Origin of the sequence: Sphingobacterium haloxyli, assembly GCF_002980525.1 — a bacterium.
Taxonomy (GTDB): Bacteria; Bacteroidota; Bacteroidia; order Sphingobacteriales; family Sphingobacteriaceae; genus Sphingobacterium; species Sphingobacterium haloxyli.
In genome coordinates this window covers 1-23,507 of the sequence record NZ_PVBQ01000012.1, presented here as the reverse complement: position 1 = coordinate 23,507, position 23,507 = coordinate 1, and the positions used below count along the sequence as shown (strand labels likewise).

General features: G+C 41.7%; 18 protein-coding genes and 1 rRNA gene. 6 read left to right on the top strand and 13 right to left on the bottom strand.

The features are described from left to right. Position 1: 1 nt before the first annotated feature. Positions 2-1,015: a 2-hydroxyacid dehydrogenase gene (locus C5745_RS14425; protein ID WP_243403356.1), complete on the bottom strand. Its 1,014-nt coding sequence runs from the start codon at positions 1,013-1,015 to the stop codon at positions 2-4. Positions 1,016-1,038: 23 nt separating this feature from the next. Further along, positions 1,039-2,289, bottom strand: coding sequence for an MFS transporter (locus C5745_RS14420; RefSeq protein WP_105717716.1), 1,251 nt, complete (start codon positions 2,287-2,289; stop codon positions 1,039-1,041). A gap of 215 nt (positions 2,290-2,504) precedes the next feature. Between C5745_RS14420 and C5745_RS14415 the strand changes: the two genes are divergently transcribed. Then, positions 2,505-3,269 carry a DeoR/GlpR family DNA-binding transcription regulator gene (locus C5745_RS14415; protein ID WP_105717798.1) on the top strand — a complete coding sequence of 255 codons (765 nt, stop codon included), beginning with the start codon at positions 2,505-2,507 and terminating at the stop codon, positions 3,267-3,269. 56 nt (positions 3,270-3,325) lie between these two features. On the opposite strand, the gene C5745_RS14410 is transcribed toward C5745_RS14415, so the two are convergent. Both C5745_RS14410 and cls read right to left on the bottom strand, forming a co-directional pair. Beyond that, complete coding sequence (locus C5745_RS14410) at positions 3,326-6,046, bottom strand: carboxypeptidase-like regulatory domain-containing protein (RefSeq protein ID WP_105717715.1); 2,721 nt, start codon at positions 6,044-6,046, stop codon at positions 3,326-3,328. A 79-nt stretch (positions 6,047-6,125) separates the two neighbouring features. After that, the gene (gene cls / locus C5745_RS14405; protein ID WP_105717714.1) at positions 6,126-7,604 is read right to left on the bottom strand and encodes a cardiolipin synthase; all 1,479 of its coding nucleotides are present in this window, start codon (positions 7,602-7,604) and stop codon (positions 6,126-6,128) included. Positions 7,605-7,779: 175 nt separating this feature from the next. Between cls and C5745_RS14400 the strand changes: the two genes are divergently transcribed. Genes C5745_RS14400 through C5745_RS14390 form a run of 3 tightly spaced genes read left to right on the top strand, consistent with a single transcriptional unit; the run spans position 7,780 to position 13,624 of the window. Further along, a complete protein-coding gene (locus C5745_RS14400; protein ID WP_105717797.1) occupies positions 7,780-8,934 on the top strand; it encodes an efflux RND transporter periplasmic adaptor subunit in 1,155 nt (384 codons plus the stop codon). Between the two features lie 58 nt (positions 8,935-8,992). Next, entirely contained in the window at positions 8,993-12,151 is a 3,159-nt protein-coding gene (locus C5745_RS14395) for an efflux RND transporter permease subunit (protein ID WP_105717713.1), read from the top strand. Positions 12,152-12,154: 3 nt separating this feature from the next. Next, positions 12,155-13,624 (top strand): efflux transporter outer membrane subunit, encoded by a 1,470-nt coding sequence (locus C5745_RS14390; RefSeq protein WP_105717712.1) that lies wholly within the window; start codon positions 12,155-12,157, stop codon positions 13,622-13,624. Between the two features lie 34 nt (positions 13,625-13,658). Here C5745_RS14390 and C5745_RS14385 read toward each other — a convergent pair whose 3' ends face one another. From C5745_RS14385 to C5745_RS14355, 7 genes are all read right to left on the bottom strand, one after another. Further along, positions 13,659-14,351: a sulfite exporter TauE/SafE family protein gene (locus tag C5745_RS14385; RefSeq protein WP_105717711.1), complete on the bottom strand. Its 693-nt coding sequence runs from the start codon at positions 14,349-14,351 to the stop codon at positions 13,659-13,661. A 1-nt stretch (position 14,352) separates the two neighbouring features. After that, the gene (locus C5745_RS14380; RefSeq protein ID WP_105717710.1) at positions 14,353-14,775 is read right to left on the bottom strand and encodes a FixH family protein; all 423 of its coding nucleotides are present in this window, start codon (positions 14,773-14,775) and stop codon (positions 14,353-14,355) included. A 2-nt stretch (positions 14,776-14,777) separates the two neighbouring features. Then, positions 14,778-16,178, bottom strand: a complete 1,401-nt coding sequence (ccoG, locus tag C5745_RS14375; RefSeq protein ID WP_105717709.1) for a cytochrome c oxidase accessory protein CcoG — start codon at positions 16,176-16,178, stop codon at positions 14,778-14,780. Positions 16,179-16,190: 12 nt separating this feature from the next. After that, complete coding sequence (locus C5745_RS14370) at positions 16,191-17,081, bottom strand: cbb3-type cytochrome c oxidase N-terminal domain-containing protein (RefSeq protein WP_243403355.1); 891 nt, start codon at positions 17,079-17,081, stop codon at positions 16,191-16,193. 6 nt (positions 17,082-17,087) lie between these two features. Further along, positions 17,088-17,282, bottom strand: coding sequence for a hypothetical protein (locus C5745_RS14365; RefSeq protein ID WP_105717707.1), 195 nt, complete (start codon positions 17,280-17,282; stop codon positions 17,088-17,090). An 11-nt stretch (positions 17,283-17,293) separates the two neighbouring features. Further along, a complete protein-coding gene (gene ccoN / locus C5745_RS14360) occupies positions 17,294-19,438 on the bottom strand; it encodes a cytochrome-c oxidase, cbb3-type subunit I (protein ID WP_105717796.1) in 2,145 nt (714 codons plus the stop codon). A 165-nt stretch (positions 19,439-19,603) separates the two neighbouring features. After that, a complete protein-coding gene (locus C5745_RS14355) occupies positions 19,604-20,365 on the bottom strand; it encodes a lytic transglycosylase domain-containing protein (RefSeq protein WP_243403354.1) in 762 nt (253 codons plus the stop codon). 294 nt (positions 20,366-20,659) lie between these two features. On the opposite strand from C5745_RS14355, the gene C5745_RS14350 reads away from it, so the two are divergent. Then, the gene (locus tag C5745_RS14350; RefSeq protein ID WP_105717705.1) at positions 20,660-21,802 is read left to right on the top strand and encodes a pseudouridine synthase; all 1,143 of its coding nucleotides are present in this window, start codon (positions 20,660-20,662) and stop codon (positions 21,800-21,802) included. A 47-nt stretch (positions 21,803-21,849) separates the two neighbouring features. Continuing rightward, the gene (locus tag C5745_RS14345) at positions 21,850-22,317 is read left to right on the top strand and encodes a pyrophosphohydrolase domain-containing protein (protein WP_105717704.1); all 468 of its coding nucleotides are present in this window, start codon (positions 21,850-21,852) and stop codon (positions 22,315-22,317) included. A 34-nt stretch (positions 22,318-22,351) separates the two neighbouring features. Here the strand turns inward: C5745_RS14345 and C5745_RS14340 are convergent, their stop codons facing one another. Further along, positions 22,352-23,311, bottom strand: coding sequence for a TIGR01212 family radical SAM protein (locus C5745_RS14340; protein ID WP_105717703.1), 960 nt, complete (start codon positions 23,309-23,311; stop codon positions 22,352-22,354). 89 nt (positions 23,312-23,400) lie between these two features. Then, a 5S ribosomal RNA gene (rrf, locus tag C5745_RS14335) occupies positions 23,401-23,507 on the bottom strand; the annotation flags it as partial.

The window sequence follows — 23,507 nt, the reverse complement described above, 5'->3', positions numbered from 1 at the left end:
ATTAATTTGATGTTTGTTTTTCCAAAACCGTTTTATTCACAAGCTGTTTGATCGTTTTATTACCTTCGTGAAAAAATTCCCGTAGATTGTTGTTCATAATAAAAGCATGATGATCCTCCACCTCGTGGGTCGCTCCTGCAATATGCGGTGTCGCCAACACATTTTTATGATGGATCATCTTATAATCTAACTCATCTGGAGGCTCCTGATAGAATACATCCAAAACAGCACCACGAATTCGTTCTGTTTCTAACAAATCCAAAAGGTCTTCCCGATTTACTACCGTAGCACGAGCCGTGTTCACGAAAATGGCATCTTTTTTCAATAGCGAAAGATATTTTTTATCAATCATACCTTTGGTCTCTGTGGTCACGGGTAGATGGATTCCCACCACATCACACACCGAAAACAATTCTTCCAACGCTACTTTCTTATATTCTGGATTATTATCCTCATAGTACGGATCGTAATAAAGAATCTCTGCCGGAAAACTCGATAAGATCCGCGCTATATACTGTCCTACTGCTCCAAATCCAACCATTCCCACTTTTTTCCCGGCCAATTCATTTCCTTTAAACTGTAAATAAGACGTATGCGCCCCTTCACCCCAGTTCTTACCTTTTAACCAATCAATTGCGGGCAATGTATTTCGCATGATGGCAATCACATTAGCGATAAACATTTCAGCAACTGCCTGCGCATTTCTCGCAGGTGTATGAAATACCGGAATCCCTAACTCGGTAGCAACCGCCAGGTCAATATTAGAGGGCGTGCCCCGGCAGATACCCACAAATTTCAAATGAGGATTAGCACGCAGCACATCTGCTGTAATTTCATCATGTTCGGATATCAACGCATTTGCTTCTGTTTCATCCAATAAAGCTTTCAATTCTGTTGGATTATACGCCCGCCCATGAGGCTTCCAAGACCTATAGATGACTTCATCAAATAACCCTTCTAATTCCCGCAACGCTTTCTCGTTCTCATAAGGCGCCGTTAGTAATACTTTCATCATTATCTGCTAATCTTATATTCTTTTTAAACTATTTCCTTTACCTTTTTCCATTCCACTACTTTATCTACGGTGATGAACTTAGTCAGGATAGCGCTTAATACATAAAGCCCCGCCAATACCCAAATAACCCCCGCACTACCTATCGTACCAATCAAAACACCAACCAGAGCGGGCCCCACAAACACAGGCAGTCCAGCACCTAAATTTAATATAGCCATCGCCGCTCCTTTATCCTCTTTGACCAAGGAAGGCACTAAAGCAGATAAAGGGACATAACCGGCCAATAACGCTCCCCAAGCCACGCCTGCTCCCATAACTGCCCAGTAGCTACCATCAAACCATACCGGCGAGTAGTAGAACAGGACCGTTGTAATGGCACAACCAATCCCGCCAAACCACATAATCGTGTTTTGCCAGCCCATTCGGTCACCCACGAAACCAAAAATCAAATTAAAGATGATGTTGCTTGTAAAAATGGTCCCCCATATTTGCAGCCACTCCTTTGTCGTAAAGCCATGATCTGCCATATATACAGGAAGAAATACAGGAAACGCAAACTGTGCTGTTGTATTGATTACCCGCACAATTCCACCCAATAACACCTTAGGTTCTCTTTTCACAATCGTAAATCCACTAGCCAATTCTTTCCATTTCGACTCTTTGGAAGTTTTTGTTTCGAACCTATCCTTATTAAGAACTAAGGCGAAGAACGCACCTATCAAAACCCAAAATATAGAGCTCCATAATGTGTTTTCATAACCCAAACGCCCTATTGCCCAGCTGGAATAGTAAGCCCCAAGTACATTCAAGCCGCCGGTAAAGACAAACCAAAACCAACCAACCGCTCTGCCCAACATGTTTTGGGGAGTACGATACGTAACCCACACCATAAACGAATAAGCAAATAGCGGATAACCAAAGCCACGAATAGCATAGAAAAATAACATCGCTCCGTAATCCAGTTTTGCCATCCCGATACCGACAAAACCGATAGTTCCAATAATATAAAGGAGCAGGCCCATCAGCATCGCTTTACGCGGCCCATAACTCTCTGCCAAAACCCCCGAAAACCAGGATGAAATAGCAATAGTAATACCATATATCGTAAAAAGAGAAGCGGATTGCTGGATATTCATTCCGTGTTCGATGAGATAAGGACTTAGCCAACCCTGCTCTACGCCATCGCCCATCATGAAAATTAAAACACCTAAATAGCCCCACGCCAAATGTCTCGGCAGCCCTGCATTGTTTAATAGATTTTGGTTCTGTGTCATCAAAAGAAGATTTATAATGGTATTCTGTAAATACACAATCAAATATAACTAAATAAAACATTATTAAACAAAATAAAATTAAAATAAAATGATTTTTAACTTAAAAGTATTAAAAAATTAACATTTTATTTAATTTCACACACAAAATCTTATTTTTGATCTTGACAAGCCTCACAGATGATAAGGTCGACTTTTAAAGGAGTACAACGATGGACATGAAAAATATTACAGACAGACATGGTTTTATCATAAATCATATTAATACACACGGTCGTGCAACCATTAATGAATTAACGGAACTCACCGATGTGTCAGGAGTAACCATTCGTAAAGATTTAAAAGTCTTAGAAGAGAAGGGATTGCTTTATATTACCAGGGGTGGTGCATCCGTCCACAATCCATACTCAAGTGACAGACCTATTCAAGAGAAAGCTACGATCAACGCAGAGCAGAAAAACAACATAGCGCGCGCTGCCGTTAAACTTATTGGCTCAAATGACTCCATCATTATTGGCTCAGGAACAACAGCTTATAGCATAACGCAACATCTTCACCCCACAACGCCTTTAACCGTTATAACACCAGCCATAAAGGTTAGTTTAGAGCTATGTGATCGCCCTAATATCGAGGTATTACAACTTGGCGGTGTCATCCGTAAAAATTCCTCATCCGTCGCGGGTTCCTATGCAGAATATATACTAGAGTCATTATCAAGCGCGCTGATCTTCATCGGAGTAGATGGTATCGATCTGAATTTCGGTTTTTCTATAAGTAACCTCACAGAGGCAAATATTAATCAAAAAATGATCAATACGTCACAGATTGTAGTCATTGTGGCCGACAGCACAAAATTTGGAAAGCGCGGAATAGGAAAAATTTGCAATATCGAAGACGTGGATTACGTCATCACAGATAATAAAGTTCCGAAAGAATATGTCAATGCATTAGAAGAAGCGGGAATACAAGTCATTATAGCATAACAGGCAACGGAATACTCCGTTGCCTGTTAGGTTTTCGTATTATCGATAGCGAGCTATTATTTCACATTGTAATAATAGACCGTTCGTCCCGCAGTACCAGCTTCATTTTGACCTTCTACAACAACTTTATACCTGCCGTTGCCATCACCATTGTAGAAATCTAGCGTAGCATTACCTTCGCTATCCAAAACCACGTCCGGGTTCCAATAAATAGTCGTCCGGTAATCGTTCGTATTTTTACTATCAGGTGTATCATATTTTGGCGAATAAAACTGCCTTTCTTTGACATAGCCAAGTGGCATCATGTCGATGACGTTTGTTTTTGGCAACATACTTTCAATTTCTGAAAGCGACATCCGCGGCTGTTTACTTTGCTCTTTTTTCTTCGTCATAATTGAAACAACCCCGTCGTTCTGGTAGGTACGGCTTACAGTTCCCAATTCATCCCGTAAGAAAATTTCGATCGCTTCAATGTCTGACGGAATGATAGAATTTAGAGCTTGTTCGTCAATGGGCATACCGTCCATAAAGAACTGAACGGGTATTCGGCTCCCCTGATTATAATTCCGAGTAATATAATATTTCAACGTCTGGTTATCATATGTAATTCCAGTTAACATCGTTGTTAAGCACATCGTCAGCACATTACAACCCGAAAGGCGTTCCCCTTCGACGCGATGTTCTGGCATCGAAAGTCCGGATAGGGATGAAAACTCCTTACTGGTTACCATCTTCCGTTGGACACCCGTGACCTCGACTTCATCTATCAAAATAGAGGTTCGGTATTCGTTCTTACTATTATTCAAGTAAGCTTTCATTTCTTGATCAATATTTTGCACGTTGTCACTCGCATAAGGGTTTCCTCGGTCTATGCCCGGAAAAAAGGTCTGGTCCATATTGATAACTAAGTTTCTAAAATTATCATTGCCCCGAGCATTTATGGTCACTTTAGACGAATCAGGGAATACTAAATTTTCGAAAGCGAATCTCCCTTGATTATCTGTGTAAGTATCCTTCCGTATGCTTCTTGACGGAATCGATAATAGAAGTCCTCCGTTAGGTTGAGGACGTCCGGTATTCAATCGTAATATCCCCGAAAGTGTAATCCCCTGCTCAGGCATAAATTGAACTTGGGGTAGCTTTTCTGCGATTAAGTCATCGTACGAAAATCTTCTGAATCCTTGTGTCATTAACAACGCATTTAGAGCTTCCTTTCTATTTTCATTTTTTTCATTAAAATAATAATTCGGTTGCTCGACATACCCCTGAAGATCCGATGTTAACAAGTAATTACTCAGAATCCCTAACTCTTGATCATCGTTATGGGGCACCTTCGCTTCATCAATCACCGCGACCGAATAATTGCTTTTCAGTGAGTCCGTAATGGGAACACGAAGAGCTAGCTTTACCCCTTCCTTCTTTGCGTACGTCGTTTTATCTGTTTTGACACCGATGTCCAATAACGGTTGAGATTGGTTAAACACCAACCTTTCACTCAGCAATTTTCCGCCAGGCTGCATTATAGACAGTTGCACAATACCATTTGGAAGTTTATCCTTCGGGATATTAATTAAGATTGAAGAGTTTTTCAATGTCGCCTGTGCAGCGTATACCAAATGGCCGTTCGATTGCCCTAATACGTAAAACGGCTGATTTGCATTTTTTTCATAAAAGGCGTCATTCGCAACCAGCCCCATCTGCAGTGAAGCATCATCTTCGCTGTGCAAAACGACGTTAATTCCTTCCGCTTTGACTTCGGGAAGATCAAAAGTCCTTTGTTCTCCGTTCTCGAAAGATACTGTCGCTTTATAATTTTCCCCCGCAACAGGCGTGAAGTCAATCGCTCCCATACCGAATATGACGTCATTGAAGGTTGCGACCTCTTTCTTCTTACTATCGAGAATCTTACCTTGTATTTTTAAACCCTTGCCTGTAGAACTAACGGCTTTGAATGCTAATTTTTTAGGAATTCCAGCGAGGAGATCGCCACCCTCCGGAAAAAATTGGACATCCGCATCCCACAGGGCGTTTTGCAAAGAATAGCTACCCATCAGATCAGGGGCCACTTTGTCCCCCTCAATCTTCACATTAAGCCTTCCGTTTTTTAGATACGATTTTTCCTTTATAGTAAGATTAATAGTTACACGTCCCATGTCGTCTGTCTCACCCTTGCCCTTGCTAAACGGATCCCAACCGTCAATGGCCTCCCACGTGAGCTTTCGCCTACCCAACAAGTTACCTTCTCTATTCCTGAACTGTATCGTGGCTTTTGTCTTATTGTCGCCATCAGGCACATACGTAATTTCAGCTCCCAGCTTTTTATTAATAGCGTCACCAACGGGCACAATCTTATTATAGAAATAGGCATTGTCAAAATTCGCCATCCATTTCGTGTAGGCCCGAAACCGATAATTATCTTGATCGATGAACTGTGGATCCAGTACTAACTGTCCCTTTCCACTATTGTCCTCAAGTGGTATGCGCAAAGTTTGTATTAATGAGTCCTTACTCGTTAACATTTCTACATAAACAATCTTACTGGGACTATATTCAAATAAATTATGCTGCAGATAGGTTTTGAACCACAAAGTGTCCCCTACAGCATAGTATGGTTTGTCAAAATGTAAATGCACCTTTTCGATCGGGTAGACTCCAAAATATTTTTGAACCCGTTCTACCACCGTATTGATAGGTATAGCGGGTAATTCCTGAGCCAAACCACTTCTTGATCCGGAGGTGAGAAAGATAACAAATAAGAAAATAAAAAGCTTCTTCATTAAATATACAGTTTTTTCGCGGAGATAAATATATCCATTTTTTTGTGAAATCGCTTATTTTCTACCTAGGTTTAACACCTTATAATAGCGGAGCAAGCAAGCGACATACAGAATCAAGGCCTCGTTTCCATACATTCCGTTTTTTCCATTCGGCCAAGGTCATCAGTTCACAATCTTCTTTATCGCGTTCAAACTGCTCTTCCAATTGCCTGCAAACAGTATCATCAGATACCACTGCTGCTATTTCGTAATTGATATAAAAACTACGTGTATCTAAATTGACTGTACCTATGTAAGATAGCTTTCCGTCGATATTGATTGTCTTTGCGTGGATAAAGCCTTTCTTATAAAAATAGACCTTTACGCCTCGTTCCAACAGCGGCTTAATAAATGAGAGGCTAGCGTGTTGCACGATATAAGAGTCTGATTTCTCTGGCAACATCAATTCAACTTCCAATCCCGAAGCCGCGGCCACCTTTAACGCGGTTGACAATTCATCACTCGGGACATAGTACGGTGTCACAAGCTGAATTTTTTTGTCTGCCTCTCCCAATCCCACGAGAATAGCCTCCATATTAAAAGGGCCCAGCGATCCAGGATCACTTTCAACAAAGGAAACTGCTGCTCTTCCTGTTCTTTCCATGCCCGGCATCTGGTGGAGCAGATATCCCTCACTCAGTTGAAAAGGTGTGCCGTCCGCTAAATTCCACGAATTCCAAAAGCCAATCTGGAGCATGTTAACGGCAGGCCCTTCTATCTTTAAAGATGTATCACGCCAAAAAATAGGATTATTAGTTGCCGGAGTATTGATATATCTATCCGAGATGTTGATCCCTCCTATGTATCCTATCTTCCCATCAATGATAGCTATCTTACGGTGGTTACGATAATTGCTACTTCCCAATGAGGTAAAAGTCACCGGCAGGAAACCTCTAAATTCAAACCCCCAGTCCTTTCTCTTTGCCAGATATTTTATGAAAGCCGGCGAGCCGATACTGTCCACAAGGACACGCACGAAAACACCTTCTTTAGCCTTTTTCTCCAAAATATGCAGGACCTCCCCCCCAATCGTACCCATTTCGAAAATATAGTATTCTAAGTGAATCGAATGACGTGCACTCTGTAAGGCTTTCAGAAAGTCGGGAAACTTCTCTTCGCCGTTAATGAGCAATTTCACACTGTTTCCTGTTGTCGGTGACGAAACACGTTCGTTTTTTAAAAAAGTAAACACCCTGGAAAGCGTACCTATCCGCTCGTTAATACGGGCAATATTCCGTTCCATATAAGGTTCCAAACGTTCCCATTCCCTCTCCAAACGCATCATTTGTGCATCATTCACGCGTTTCATACGTCTAACCTTATTAAATTTCTGTCCGAAAAAATAATAAATTAACAGGCCGATAACGGGTAAAAAAATAATGACCAGAATCCACGATAAAGTTTTTGTGGGATTTCTGTTCTCAATTAAAATAGTGCTGAGCACGCCCAAATACAAAAAAACAATAGGTATCCAATACCATTGTTTTAAAAAATGGAGCAATTCTTGTGTAAATTCCATATATTGACCAACGTCCAATAAAAATAGTGCTTTTATGTGAATTAAACGAACAATTAGTTTACGTTAAGAATTGTTAAACGAACAACTATTTAATATAAAAAGCGTTATAATTGCACACCTTGTAACTAAACCGTTACAAACAATACATAGGTTATAGTAAGATATAATGTTAAAGATGAGCAACAGAAATTCAAAGTTAAAACAAATCGCATACACGTTGATGGCTGTGGCTACTACAGCATTTTTTTCAAATTGTAATACCGGAAAATCGGAAGAAACAACAAATAAACCGATCGCGTTGCCTGTACACACGGTGGACACTAGTAGTGCAGTTACCGTGAAAAATTATCTTGGAACAATTGAGGGCAAAGTGAACGTAGAAATCCGTCCACAAGTAGAAGGTATTTTGCAACAGATATACGTAGACGAAGGGCAATACGTAGAGAAAGGACAAAATTTGTTTAAGATAGATGCTTCCGTATATCAGGAAGGACTCAACAACGCCGTTGCCAATCAGAATGTCGCCAAAGCAAGGTTGGAAAACGCGAAATTAGAGGTAGAACGTCTGAAACCGTTGGTAGACAACGATGTCATATCGGAGGTCAGGCTCCGGAAAGTAATGTCGGATTACGACGTGGCGAAAGCGTCGCTCGACCAAGCAGCTGCCGAAGTGCGAAATGCAGAAATCAGCAAAGAGTTTACTATTTTGAAAGCACCTGTTAGTGGCTATATCGGTCGGATTCCGAAGAGAATCGGAAACCTTGTAACGAAAGGTGACAGTGAGCCAATGACCGTGTTGTCCGATGTGCAGGAAGTATATGTTTACTTTTCGGTGAATGAGTCAGACTTCTTATATTTTTCAAAACTAAAGGCGCGGGAGGATAGTATTTTAGGTATCAAAAGCAGCAAGCATAGATTAGTATTTCCTGACGCCACCTTAATACTTGCAGATGGTGAAACCTACGATGAAAAAGGTATCGTAGACGCTATCGACGGCCAAGTCGATAGAACAACAGGAGCAATCTCTTTGAGAGCATCCTTTCCAAACGAAGATAATATCTTAAGAAACGGTAGCACAGGTACACTAAAAATTTCAGAGACTAAAAAAGGCGTAATCCAAATTCCGCAAGTCGCAACTAGTTCGTTACAGGATCGAACATTTGTGTATACCTTAGATGATAACAACCGAGTGGAGCGTCGTTCAATTAAAGTAGAGGGCACCAGTAAAGATAATTATATTGTCTCTGGTTTAAACATTGGAGATCGGGTACTGCTTTCCGGAATCGATAAAATCACGGACGGCTCTGTGGTAACACCTATCTCACAATAATTGTGAATGTTCTCAGCATCCACCTCCTTAACAGATTGATTTTTAAAGTAACGTTCAAATGTTAAAAACATTCATAAATAGACCGGTGTTAGCCACCGTAGTGTCTCTTATTTTGGTGATTTTAGGCTTGGTAGGAATGGTGATACTTCCTGTCAGTAGATTTCCTGAGATCGCCCCTCCCAGCGTAGTGGTATCCCTAAGCTACCCGGGAGCAAACTCCGAAACAGTGGCAGAGAGTGTATTGTTGCCCGTTGAAGAAGCAATAAATGGGGTCGAAGATATGACATACATCCGATCGACGGCAACCAACTCGGGCTCGGGCAGTATCCAAGTATTCTTCAAAACAGGTACGAATCCCGACATTGCGTCGGTCAACGTACAGACCCGTATTTCCAGAGCTATCTCCACTATTCCTACAGAGGTCAACGAAAACGGAATAATTGTGCAGCCGAGACAGAGTGGTGCTATAATGACAATAAATCTCTACTCTGATCATAAAGATTCCATTTACGATGAAACTTTTTTGCAGGCCTATGCGCAAATCAATATGATTCGTCCCCTTTTACGGGTAGACGGCGTAGCGCAAGTGGCGAGGATCGGTGCGCGAGATTACTCGATGCGTGTCTGGCTGAATCCTGAAAAACTTGCATTGTACAGTTTAGTACCTCAAGATGTCACAAAAGCTTTAAGTGACCAGAATTTTGAGATGGCGCCTGGTAAGTTTGGAGAGGCTACCGATGAAGTTTTCGAAACCGTCATTCGGCATAAAGGACGCTTTTCACAACCGGAAGAGTTTGAGAATATGGTTATAAAAACCAATGTCGATGGTTCTGTTTTATACCTGAAGGACATTGCACGTATAGAGTTCGGGGCCACAAACTTAAACAGTGATAACAAAGTGAATGGCTATCCGGGCTTGACCCTCAACATAACACAAACCAGTGGTTCCAATGCACATGCCATCGATCAAGAGGTACGCAAAGTACTAGAGGAAATATCGGTCGCCTTCCCAAAAGGGATGCATTATGAAATATCCTATAGTGTGCGGGATCAAATTGACGAGTCAATCAACCAAGTAAAGCATACGCTTTTTGAGGCTTTTATTTTGGTATTTATTATCGTGTTCATTTTCTTACAAGATTTCCGTTCCACATTGATACCCGCTATTGCTATCCCCGTGTCACTTGTGGGTACGTTTTTCTTTCTAAGCCTTTTCGGCTTCTCTTTGAATGTACTCACCATGTTCGCACTCGTTCTCGCTATCGGGATCGTGGTCGACGATGCCATTGTTGTCGTTGAGGCTGTACATCAGAAAATGCATGAGACAGGTTTAAAAGCTAAAGAAGCCACTATACAGACCATGTCCGAGATTACGAGCGCTATCCTATCCATTACAATGGTCATGGCCGCCGTATTCCTTCCAGTGGGTTTTATGAAGGGGCCGGCCGGTATTTTCTATCAACAGTTTGCCTATACACTCGCAACAGCGATATTGATATCCGCGGTGAATGCTTTAACCCTCTCCCCTGCTCTTTGCGCACTATTGCTCAAACCCGTGCATCCTCAACAAATAGAGGAAGAGCGAAAACTGAATACTTTTCAGAAATATAAAACCAGGTTCTTCACTGCTTTTAATACTACTTTTGATCGATTTACCACCAAGTATCTTTCTGGTGTAAAGTATTTATTGAACCATAAGAAGGTTGCCTTTTTAGGGCTAGCCATCATCACACTAATTGGCACCGTGTTCCTGATGAATACGCCAAGAAGTTTTATACCTACAGAAGACGATAGTTTTGTAACCTACTCATTGGCCATGCCACCGGGGGCTTCGTTATCCAGAACTACGGCCGTATTGCGCAAGGCCGATAGTATTTTAAAGAAGCGGGAAGATATCGCAGGGATGACAACTGTATCGGGCTTCAACGCCCTAGACGGAGGAGTAAGTCCCGCATTTGCTGCTGGTTATATTAACCTCAAATCCCATAAGGAGCGTACAGACATCAAATCCATAAATGCGTTTATGGATACTATTCGACATGACCTGTCGGAAATCGACGAAGCTACATTCACCGTATTCCCACGGCCAACTGTACAAGGGTTTGGAGAATTTGCAGGATTGGAACTGGTACTACAAGATCGTTTGGGCGGCGATATCCGCGATTTCGATCTTGTTGCAGATACGTTTATTCAGCAGATTAACGAGCTTCCGGAAGTGGGCAACGCATACACAACATTTAAATCTAATTTTCCGCAGTTTGAAGCTGATATCGATGTGGTCAAAGCAAAAAGTCTCGGTGTCGACATTCGCGAAATGATGGCCACCATCCGGTTATACTTCGCCCGTGTGAACGGTGGAGATTTTAACCGTTTCGGCAGAACATATCGTGTATATATGCAAGCTGATTTTGATTTCCGAACTGACCCAGAATCACTCAACTCAATTTTCGTCCGAAACAAGGACGGCGGAATGGTACCTGTAGGAACACTGATGACACTAAATAAAGTTATCGGCCCCGAATCTGTTTCGCGTTACAACCTGTATAACTCGATCACCGTGAACGCTACACCCGGTGCCGGATACAGTACAGGCGATGCCATGGCAGCTATCGAGCAGCTTGCCGCTGCCGAACTACCCGCCAACTATGGTTATGAATGGACAGGAATGGCCTATGAAGAAAGTCAAGCAGGCTCACAAACCATCCTTATTTTTGGGCTTTCATTCATCTTTATATACTTTCTTTTAGCGGCCCAATACGAGAGCTATATTCTTCCATGGGCAGTCTTACTCTCCGTTCCCGTCGGATTAATTGGTGTATTCTCCACCATCTGGATAGTGGGGTTGCAAAACAACATTTATGTACAGGTAGGACTAATTATGTTGATTGGTTTGTTGGCAAAAAATGCGATTCTTATTGTTGAGTTTGCTATACAACAGCGCAACAAAGGCATGAGTATTTATGATGCAGCCGTTATGGGCGCGAAATTACGCCTACGTCCTATCTTGATGACGTCCCTTGCTTTTGTCGCTGGATTAGTCCCTTTAATGTGGACCGTTGGCCCTTCCGCTATCGGAAACCACTCGATCAGCTTCAGTGCTGCAGGAGGCATGCTCTCCGGTGTAATATTTGGTATATTTATTATCCCTGTCTTATTTATGGTCTTTAAAACACTAGATGAAAAAGTAAGGGAGAAACTTAAATCTTCTGACGAATAACGTATGAATACTATGACACTGAAACGACTGGTATATATTACGGCAGTATTGGTCAGCGTATCCGCATGCAAAGTCGGTAAGCGTTATGTCCAACCCGAACTAAATCTGCCCGAGAGTTTTCGAGGAGATACGCTCACGTATCAACAGGATACGATTGCCTTTGCACAGGTTTCTTGGCGCGCGTTTTTCAATGATCCGCAACTCATCGCCCTTATTGATACAGCGCTCGTAAACAACTACGATATGCGAACAGCGTTGAAGAATATCGAAATCGCCAATCGTAATCTAAAACAGAACAAACTGGAATATCTTCCTTCCATTGATGGCAATATTGCTACCGTAAATAGACAGTATCGATCGAGGGATTTTTACGGAAATCCCTCGTCGAGATGGTATGGCGATAAAGAAGCACCGGACAATTTTTTCAACTACCAATCGCAATTTGCAACGGGATTAGAATTTAGTTGGGAGCTCGATATATGGGGCAGAATCGCCCATCAGCAAGACATTCTAAAATCAGATTTTTTGGATTCTTATGAGGCAAAAAATGCTATTCAAACCCGTCTGGTTGCGGACGTTGCCAAAGGGTACTTTAACCTTATCATGCTAGACGCTCAAATTGAAGTTGCCAAACGTAACCTACAACTTAACGACAGTACGCTACGCATGATCCGATTGCAATATGATGCTGGAGAGATAACTGCATTAGCCATTCAACAAACAGAATCACAGCGACTGATCGCTGCTTCACTGATTCCCGAGTTGGAGAAAGAAATTGCGCTGCAAGAAAACGCACTAAATGTCTTAATAGGCGAGATGCCAAATGTCGTAAGCCGCGGTTTTAAAATAGACAGCCTGATGAATACTGAAAACAGCATCACCTTAGGTGCCCCTCTGGAGATTGTCAGGAACCGGCCCGACATTAAACGGGCAGAATATGCACTCGTTGCTGCTAACGCCGAAATGAATATACAACAGATTATGCGCTATCCTCAGCTTTCGCTCAGCGGCGTATTTGGCGTGAATGCGATGCTGCCAAAAAACTGGTTTAACATTCCAGGAGCCCTCTTAGGTGGTATCGCTGGCGGAATAACTGCACCCGTCTTTCGAAACGGACGATTAAAAAACGCCTGGGAAGTTGCAAAGATCGAACGCGAAATGACAGAACTGGAACTACAAAAAACGGTCATGGAAGCTGTGCACGAAGTATCCAACGCCGTCATTACGGTGGAAAAGCAGAAAGAGCAAATTGCACTGGCAAGAAGAAGAGTGGAAAATTCCGAACTAGCCGTTAGAAATGCTTCGCTTTTGTTTATGAGTGATTATGCAACTTATCTCGAAGTAATCACCGCCCAAAGCAATGCCCTCTCCAGTGAACTTGCATTGGTTGACATCAGGCAGAGACAGCTAGAAGCTTATGTGGATTTATATAGAGCGCTTGGCGGCGGATGGCAGGAAACGACAGCGGAATGATCGAAGGGACGTCTCTCGTGGAACTCGATATTGATTAAATACAATTGACGGCGCCATCCACATACAATAGCGGACTTAGGTAAGGAATATCTAAGTTCGCTCCTCTCAACAGGAACCAGATGCCCATAACTAAATAAATAAACGGCAATACGCGATTAAACCCACGTCTAAAAATGGGTTTGGAAAAGTTTCCTATAAAAGAGAAGACAAAGAGCAAAGGCAATGTTCCCAAGCCGAAAAGAACCATAAAAAGAAAACTGTTCCTAAGAGAATCCGCATTCATAGCTGACGCCAGTGCTATATATACTATGCCACATGGCAAAATACCATTTAACATTCCCGCCACAAGAGAACCTCCAGGTCTGCATAGCCATCTTCCCATATACTTCGCAAACGGCTGAACAGCCTTTGTTTGAAAACGGGTTAACGCTTGGGTATTTTTTCCAAAGAGGTAAAACATACCGATTACCAACAGCACAATTCCCACGGTTATACTCCATCCTCTTTGCCATCCTTGTACAACAGCCATACTCCCCAGTATCCCCAAAAAAAGCCCCATCACACCGTAGCTCAGTATCCGCCCAGACTGATAAAGCACCCGATTGAAAACCACGTTCCACGATAGCTTCGTCCGGCCGTTTATAGCGATCAACAATGGACCACACATAATGGCACAATGAACACTACTAAAAAGCCCCATAAAAAACGCAAAATAGTGATAAGTCATATTAAAAGTATAGATTATGATCAGAAGTATAAGGCGTTCCGTCCTGTTCCCAGGAAATTTCCAGTCGCCAACTTCCTTTGATAAAGCTGTCCACGGGCAATCTGTAATACGGGTTTTTCGATACGAATGGCAATGATGTATCCAGCCTACTATCGGATGGTCGTTTAAAGATAAGAACACCTCGACTAGGTGATTTACTAAAGGTAAGATGCAATGTATCATTTTCAACACGCACCGTTGGACGGGCTTTGTCTGCTAGCAAATTCTGCTTACGTTGATAAACCTCATCATAAAACAAACTCCTTTCATAGTAGTCTTCATCTTCCAGCGTATCTGTATTCTCGGTCACCATATATATTCCTACACCTAAAATAAATATGATGAAAGTCCCTAATACGAATACAATCTTTAATCCCCAATTCATGTTTATCTCTGTTTTTTAGTTGGAGGAGCTATAAAGGTCGTCTTTAGCGTCTCCACTATCTCCCCGTTAGAAACAATATTCACCTTTACATGCTGTTTATATTGCCCTATGTCGCTCTTGTCTATCAACAGAAAGAAGCTCAGTGTTGCACTCCCTTCTTTTTTTAAGTCATAAATATTATTGACCATCTGCACGCCGATTCTATCATCAGCACACTCAATCTTAAACTGGATATCGCTTCCGGATTTGTTCAGAAGTTCTAGGGTATACAAGTTGCTCACCAGTCCATCTTCCCGAAGTTGATAGGAACTTCCGGTCGCACGCAATAAACGCGCATCTATCTTCGAACGATTAAATAGCAGGAAGGCAAACAAGATTGTCAATACAACCAATATAGCAGAATAGGCTATAGCACGCGTGTTGCTTTTCTCAACTACCTTTCCCTCCCCGGATAAATCGTCCATCGAATAAAAGCCGATAAGACGCTTGGGTTTTCCAATTTTGTCCATAACAACATCACACGCATCGATACAAGCTGTACAATTCACGCATTCCAATTGCGTACCATTACGAATATCGATGCCTGTCGGGCATACGTGTACACAAAGCTTGCAATCGACACAATCACCTTGCTGTTCCGTCACCTGTTTTTTTAACTTTCCTCTCGGCTCGCCGCGATTCACGTCATAGGCCACCGTTAGACTTTTCTCATCCAGCAATACGCCTTGGAGCCTACCATAAGGGCACAACGTCGTACAGACAATTTCACGCAAATGAGCAAATACGCCGTAAAAAGCAACGGTAAATACCATTATAGACGCAAAGCCCACGATATGTTGATCCACAGGGTCCGCCATAATTTTATATAGCGCGTCGACACCAATAATATAGGCTAAAAAGATATTCGATATGAAAAATGATATAGCAAAGAAAATCGCATGTTTCAATATCTTTTTCCAAGCCCGAATATCTGAATCGGGTCCCTCGTTTAATTTCCGTTGTAGTATCCAGTCTCCTTCGATAAAATACTCAATACGTCTGAATATCAATTCCATGAAAATAGTCTGTGGGCACGTCCACCCACACCAGACTCTACCGTAAACCGCCGTAAAAAGAACGATGCCCACCATCATAATCAGCATACCGAAAACGAAAATATGCAAATCTTGCGGGTAGAATACAGAGCCGAAAATCGAGAATTTCCGTTCAATGATATTGAAGATTAAAAACGGATTTCCATTAACTTTAATAAATGGAGCGGCAAAAAGAAACAGTAGCAATGAATAGCCTACCCATTGTCGGTAGTTGTACAATTTACCAGCAGGTTTTTTCGCGTAAATCCATTGGCGCTTTTCTTTCCTTACTTTCGTAAAGTCGCTATTTTCATCTGTTAGTGTTCCCATGAATGGTTTTTACTATGCCTCGTTTTCCACAGCCGCCTGCTCTGCAGAAATCTCAGACGTTACTTCATTGGTTTTCGATGACACCTTTTCTCCTTGCGGTTCTTTTGGATTCGGTGGGTTCGTGCCAGCCAATGTGATAATATAATTACTTACTTCCGCTATTTGTCCCGGCGTCAGTGTTTGCTCCCAAGGCACCATCCCTTTCTCTGGAACGCCATATTTCACGACGGCGAAGACATCTTTAATGTCAGCTCCATGTAGCCAGTAATCATCCGTCAGATTCGGACCAATGCCTCCCTCACCTGCGTTTCCATGACAAACAGCGCAGTTCGCCGCATAAATACCCTTTCCCGAAGCTGCCAAAGTACCGGTAGTATCTACCGCTATCGTACTTTCATCGACTAGATTCGCTGATTGCGCTAAAAATTCTTGCTTCGCCTTTTCCGCCAATGCCATTTCTCGTTGATACTCTTGATCTTGATCAGGTCCCCATCCGAAAACATGATATACAAGAAGATAAACGATCCCAAAAGTAATTGTAGAATAGAACAAAGCGTTAAACCACGCCGGCACAGGGTTATCCAATTCCTTGATACCATCATACTCATGGTCAATTTCCAAATCTTTCTCCTCTTCGAGTGGTCTCAAGCTCAACAACTTAGCCCAGAGAGCCTGCCAATCTACCTTATTAGCCTTTTCCGCCCGTTGCTCGGCTGCCAAATGTGGCATCGTCAAGTTAATAACAGATTTCATTGCCTTATCCACTGTCAATGCTGACACTAAGAGGGCTATCATGACGATGATTAGGGCGACAATAAGTATATCGTTGTAAATATTTCCTGACGCGAAGCTCCAATCGGATGCATCCGTCATGGTTTCAATTGTTAATAATAGTGTATTCATAAATCTCTACTTCTGTAATGATTGGTCACTCCCCTTTTCCGACTCTCCATCGTCGAAAGGAATATCTTTCATGTGGTCGATATGATCTTTTGTCATCCAAAATAGCATACAGGCTACGAGTACAAAAAATAATAGAAAGACCCATAATGATGCGATTAGATAAATCTCATCTCCATTTAAATTTGTTATTTGCTTAAACATAAGTCCTCCTTTTAATTATCTGATAATACAATCTCATCACCCGTTTCCGGTACTTCAGCCTTAATATCTTTTCCTAAACGTTGTAGATAAGCGATCATAGCAATAATCTCACTATCAGACCGAACTTCCATCTGGTTTGCCGCTAAATCTGCGGTGATCTGATCTGCCTGCTTTTGCAAATCTGTTAATGCATTTTGGATTTCCTCTTGTGAATAAGGTACACCTAACACACGCATAGCATTCATCTTTTTATCCAAAAGATTATTGTTCAATCTCTGTTCTATTAGCCATGGATAAGCGGGCATAATACTACCCGGAGAAGTAATCGTGGGGTCTAGCAAATGGTCAAAATGCCATTTATTCGGATATTTCCCCCCAATACGATGTAAATCCGGGCCGGTACGTTTGGAACCCCATAGGAACGGCATATCGTAAACGAACTCTCCTGCCTTGCTGTACTCGCCATAACGGGCAGTTTCCGAACGGAAAGGCCTTACGGTTTGCGAGTGACAGTTGACACAGCCTTCCCGGATATATAAATCGCGCCCCTGAAGCTCAAGTGCGGTATAAGGTTGAACCGAAGCAATTTTAGGCACATTACTACTAATCGTAAACGTCGGAATCATTTCCACAATACCACCAATAAGGATAGCAACCAACGCCAATACCATGAATAAAACAGGCTTACGTTCCAAACGACGGTGTTGAGTAGGTTCTCTTGTCACCACAGGTTCCAAAGCCGGTGCTTCCGCAGCTTCGTTGGCAACCAATTGTCCCGCCTTCATCGTTTTAATTAAGTTATACGTCATAATGATAACGCCCGTTAGGTATAATGCACCACCTAACGCACGCATCATATGCATCGGAATGATCTCCAAAGTGGTAGCCAAAAAATTCGGATATTTCAACACACCTTCCGGCGTAAACTCTTTCCACATCAAGCCCTGTACAACGGCAGCCCAATACATAGGTATAGCATAAAACAAAATTCCCAATGTACCGATCCAAAAGTGAACATTCGCTAGTTTCTTCGAATACAGTGATGTTTTATAGATTTTCGGGATAATAAAATACAGGACAGCAAACGTCAAGAAGCCATTCCAACCTAATGCACCTACGTGTACATGGGCGACAATCCAGTCTGTAAAGTGCGCAATCGCATTAACCTGTTTCAACGATAACAACGGACCTTCAAAGGTTGCCATACCGTAAGCTGTCAATGCGACAACCATAAATTTCAACATGGGCTCCGTACGCACTTTATCCCAGGCGCCGCGCAACGTTAGCAGTCCATTAATCATACCGCCCCAGCTTGGAGCTATCAACATGATGGAGAACACGACCCCTAACGATTGAACCCATGAAGGCAATGAAGTATATAGCAAGTGGTGAGGCCCTGCCCATATATAGATAAATATTAACGACCAAAAATGAAGAATACTCAGCTTATAAGAGTAAACTGGGCGATTAGCCATCTTGGGCAAGAAATAATACATCATGCCTAAATAGGGCGTTGTCAGAAAAAAAGCAACTGCGTTATGACCATACCACCATTGAACCAAAGCGTCCTGTACCCCAGCATACACATAGTAACTTTTCCAAAAACTGACAGGAAGTTGAATAGAATTCACAATATGCAATACAGCAACCGTCACAAATGTTGCTATATAAAACCACACTGCTACATACATGTGGCGTTCACGGCGGCGAACGATTGTGCCAAACATATTTATTCCGAACACTACCCAGATTAACGTAATAGCGATGTCAATTGGCCATTCCATTTCCGCATATTCGTGCGAGGACGTATAGCCCAACAGCAAGGTAATAGCCGAAGCCACAATTGTAAATTGCCAGCCCCAAAAATGAATCCTGCTCAACAGGTCGCTAAACATCCGTGCTTTAAGAACACGTTGCATCGAATAATAGACCCCCATAAAAATCGCGTTGCCGACAAACGCAAAAACAACCGCGTTCGTGTGTACCGGACGTACCCGACCGAATGTCGTGTATTGGTTTAAAAAGTTCATCTCCGGCCAAATCAATTGGGTGGCTACGAGCAGACCGATGGACATCCCTACTAAGCCCCAAATAATTGTCGCTATACCGAAGTCGCGGACAATCCTGTTGTCATAATTAAATTGCGCTACCTGCATATTCTCTCTAATAGTTGATTTGGCGATAAAAGTAGCGGTTTTCATATGACACTGTAATGATACATCTTTGAGAAAAAAATGATGTTCATCACTTATAAATGCCTCAAAAAAAAAGGACTTTCCACCGTGGAAAGTCCTTATTACATATTACTCATAGCACAAAGCTTATAGCAAATTCTGCTCATTTATATGCTGATATTTATCAGCCGTTTCTCCATAGCGTTTGTACCCATGCTTGTGTGGATTTTCTATAACCTGCTTCATAGAAACCAATTTGTAAACATAGGAACCAGTTTCGTTATTCAACCTTAAATTGTAGTAATCGCTTGTACCTTGACGGCGTATTGAGCTCTTCAAGCTGCCACCACCAACGTTGTACGCCGCCGCTACCAATGTCCAATCATTAAATTCTTTATATAGACTCTTTAGATAACGAGCTGCAGCGTGCGTAGATTTAATTAAGTCCTTGCGCTCATCGACACTGCCGTTAACTTTTAAGCCGTAAAGACGTGCAGTAGCCGGCATAAATTGCCAATAGCCACCCGCCCCTTTATGAGAAGTTATCTGAGGATTCATGTCACTTTCCACAAGCGGGACATATTTAAAATCTTCTGGAATCCCGTAAGAGGCCAATATCTTTGCTATTTCGGGTAAATGTCGTTCTGCTTTTTTATGCAAGCTGTACGTTTGTTGCTTGCGGAAAGAGAAATTTGTCAGATACCGTTCAAATTTTCTCTCTACTGCGGGTCTATGTAGAGGAACTCGCTTGTTCGCAAACCTTACAGAGCGGTAGTACGCTTCTTTTTGTTTCTCCGGCGATAAGGCTATCGCTTTCTTTTTTTTCTCAACCTGTTCCAATAAGACCTTCCGTATTGGATCCTTTTTGGATGTTGAATTGGGTGTGGAATACAGCTTTGACAAAATCATTACAGACAAAACTACACTACAACACAGTACTCTTTTTTTTATCATTCAATCCCTTACTGCTACCTATCCACGAAATTAAGATCAATACTTAAAAACGATCAAAAATAGCTTGGTTCAATTTCAGCCTGCAAATATACGAAGGATTTTCCGATCTTCCAAACTCCGACATACTGGCGCTAAACCTCCAGAATGCATAAAATCATCCTATGCATCACCAGTACAGATTCTATAACCGTAATTTTTCTTCTCTGAACTAAATAAAAAACCTTACCTTTGTAGCTTAATTTTATACATATGCCATTCAATAACAAACGGAACAGTCGCGACGACAACTCCAAAAAAAGCAGAAGTAACTCCGAAAGCTTCCGCTCAAAAAATGGTCGCTCACAACGGTCATCTTCAACAAATGAGTTTAGAAAGACTAAATTTGAAGAAGAAGACAACAAAAAATCGAATCCTTTTAGCAAGTTTGAAAAGAAAAACAAAAAGGATGATTCCGGTCGTTCTTTCAGTAAGTCTGATAAACTGATCAAGCGGAACACAGACCGTCCTTTTCAAAAAGATGAAAGAGGCTACGCTGGTCCTAAGAAATTTGAAAAAACTGGAAAAAAATCGTTCAATCGATTTGACGACGAAAATAAAGACAAGTACAAGAATAAAGAAAGCTTTAGACCCTCATACCCTAGAAAAAAAATCGCTGTCACGGAGCCGAAAGACGACGGACTAATCCGTTTAAATCGTTATATCTCTAATGCAGGTATATGTTCTCGTCGTAAAGCGGACGAACTGATCGAATCAGGCGTCGTATCGGTAAACGGGGAAGTAGTCACTGAATTAGGGACTAAAGTAGATCCTGCAAAAGACGAAGTAAGATATAACGGTGAGCGGTTAAAACGGGAGAAAATGGTTTATGTACTCCTGAACAAACCTAAAGATTTTATCACAACCACCGACGACCCGCAGGAACGCAGAACCGTCATGCAACTAGTAGCAAAAGCGACAAAAGAACGAATCTACCCGGTAGGACGCTTAGATAGAAACACCACTGGCCTTTTATTACTCACAAACGACGGCTCACTTGCAGAGAAGCTGTCCCACCCTAGAAACAACATTAGTAAAATATATCATGTTGAGTTAAGTAAGAACCTAACACAGGGTGATTTTAATAAAATAGAATTTGGCCTTGAATTAGAAGACGGGTTTATCAAGCCCGACGATATAAGCTTCGTACAAGGCGGAAGCCGGAACGAAATTGGCATCCAGATTCATTCAGGAAAAAATAGAGTTGTGAGACGTATTTTTGAATCGTTGGGTTATGAAGTCGTTAAATTGGACCGAGTAGTTTACGCCAATCTAACAAAAAAAGATTTGCCACGTGGGAGATGGCGATACCTAGAGGAGAAGGAACTCATTCAATTAAAACATTTCATTAAATAAAATTCAAGAACATATATAATTTTGGATTTAAAACTTGACTTTAGAATATGACAGATCCTAAAACATTGACTTCCGTAGCAGAATTTCACAAAACTTTCCAACATCCGATTTTGGATACACCAGCTATTCCCTCCGAAGCACGGTGTAACCTCCGGGTTGCTTTAATCGCAGAAGAGTTAAAGGAACTACAAGAAGCCATTGAAAATAAAGATATTGTAGAAATCGCGGATGCACTATGCGATATTCAATATGTATTATCAGGCGCTGTGTTGGAATTTGGCTTAAAGGACAAATTCAATGCACTTTTTGAAGAAGTACAACGTTCGAATATGAGTAAAGCTTGCAAATCAGAAGAAGAAGCAAAGGCAACCCAAGCTCACTATCTTTCAAAAGGTGTCGATTCCTACTATAAAGAAGTCGACGGCCTCTTTCTCGTATATAGAGAGGGTGACAACAAGACACTGAAATCAGTTAATTATTCTCCAGCAGATTTAAAAGGTATTTTAGGAAAATAAAAAACAACCAGGGCTATAATATTTATAGCCCTTTTTAAAATTCGAAAGTTTCGATATACCGGCTCCCCTGTTTTACTCCTCGGCTTTCTAAACCTTTATCAATATGAGTTTGTATTTTTGACTTTGGGTACCCCCAGTTAGGTGCGATCAACAACTCTCTGTCAGCAATGCCAAAAATTCGTTGAATGATAATATCAGGACGCAACAAAGGAATAAATTTTGCTAAAAAGTCTGTATACTCCTCAATAGAGAATAATTTAAAAGGTTCTCGTTTATATTTTACCCCCATAATAGAGCCCTCTACAATATGGAGATGGTGTAATTTGACAAATTTTATTTGAGGATGCCTATTAATTTCATGCGCATACCGAAGCATCATCTCTTCCGTCTCCCAAGGGAAACCAAAAATTGTGTGAACACATAAATCTAATTTTGTGTTCTGAAGCATCCCCATGGTGGATAGAAATTCGTCATGGGAGCAACCTCTATTGATCTGCTCTAATGTATCATTATAAATCGACTCCATCCCCATTTCCAGATCAACATCAAAACGATCCGTATAAGATTCCAGTAGTGCAATCTTTTCGGAATCCAAACAATCTGGACGTGTCCCAACAGACAGACCCAGTGTATTTTCCGGGTCTATGCTCAAAGCTTCGTCATACATCATCTTTAGCAGATGCGTAGGTGCATAAGTGTTAGTATTCGGCTGAAAGTAAATAATAAACTTTTCCGCCCCGTACGAATTTCGCGCCCTTGCAATACCGTTTTCAACCTGCTCTCGCATTGAGGGAATTTTACGAGCAGTATCTGGTGTGAAAGAGTCCACATTGCAATATGTACAGCCGCCGTAGCCTTTACTACCATCTCGGTTGGGGCAAGTAAAATTTCCGTCCACAATAACCTTAAATACTCGTTGCCCGTCATACTTGTCTCTTAAGTATGCGCCATAATGATTATACGGTTTTACACCGCTATCTAGTAAAGTAGCCATCTCTTGCAAAGGTAAGAATAAGTATTGAGTGTAAAGAGTGATGTGAAACAAAAAAGCCCCTTCAGATTGCTGAAGGGGCTTTGTATAAAAATCGGCACCGACCTACTCTCCCACCTTTTACGGCAGTACCATCGGCTCTGGCGGGCTTGACTGCTCTGTTCGGAATGGGAAGAGGTAGACACCGCCGATATAGGCA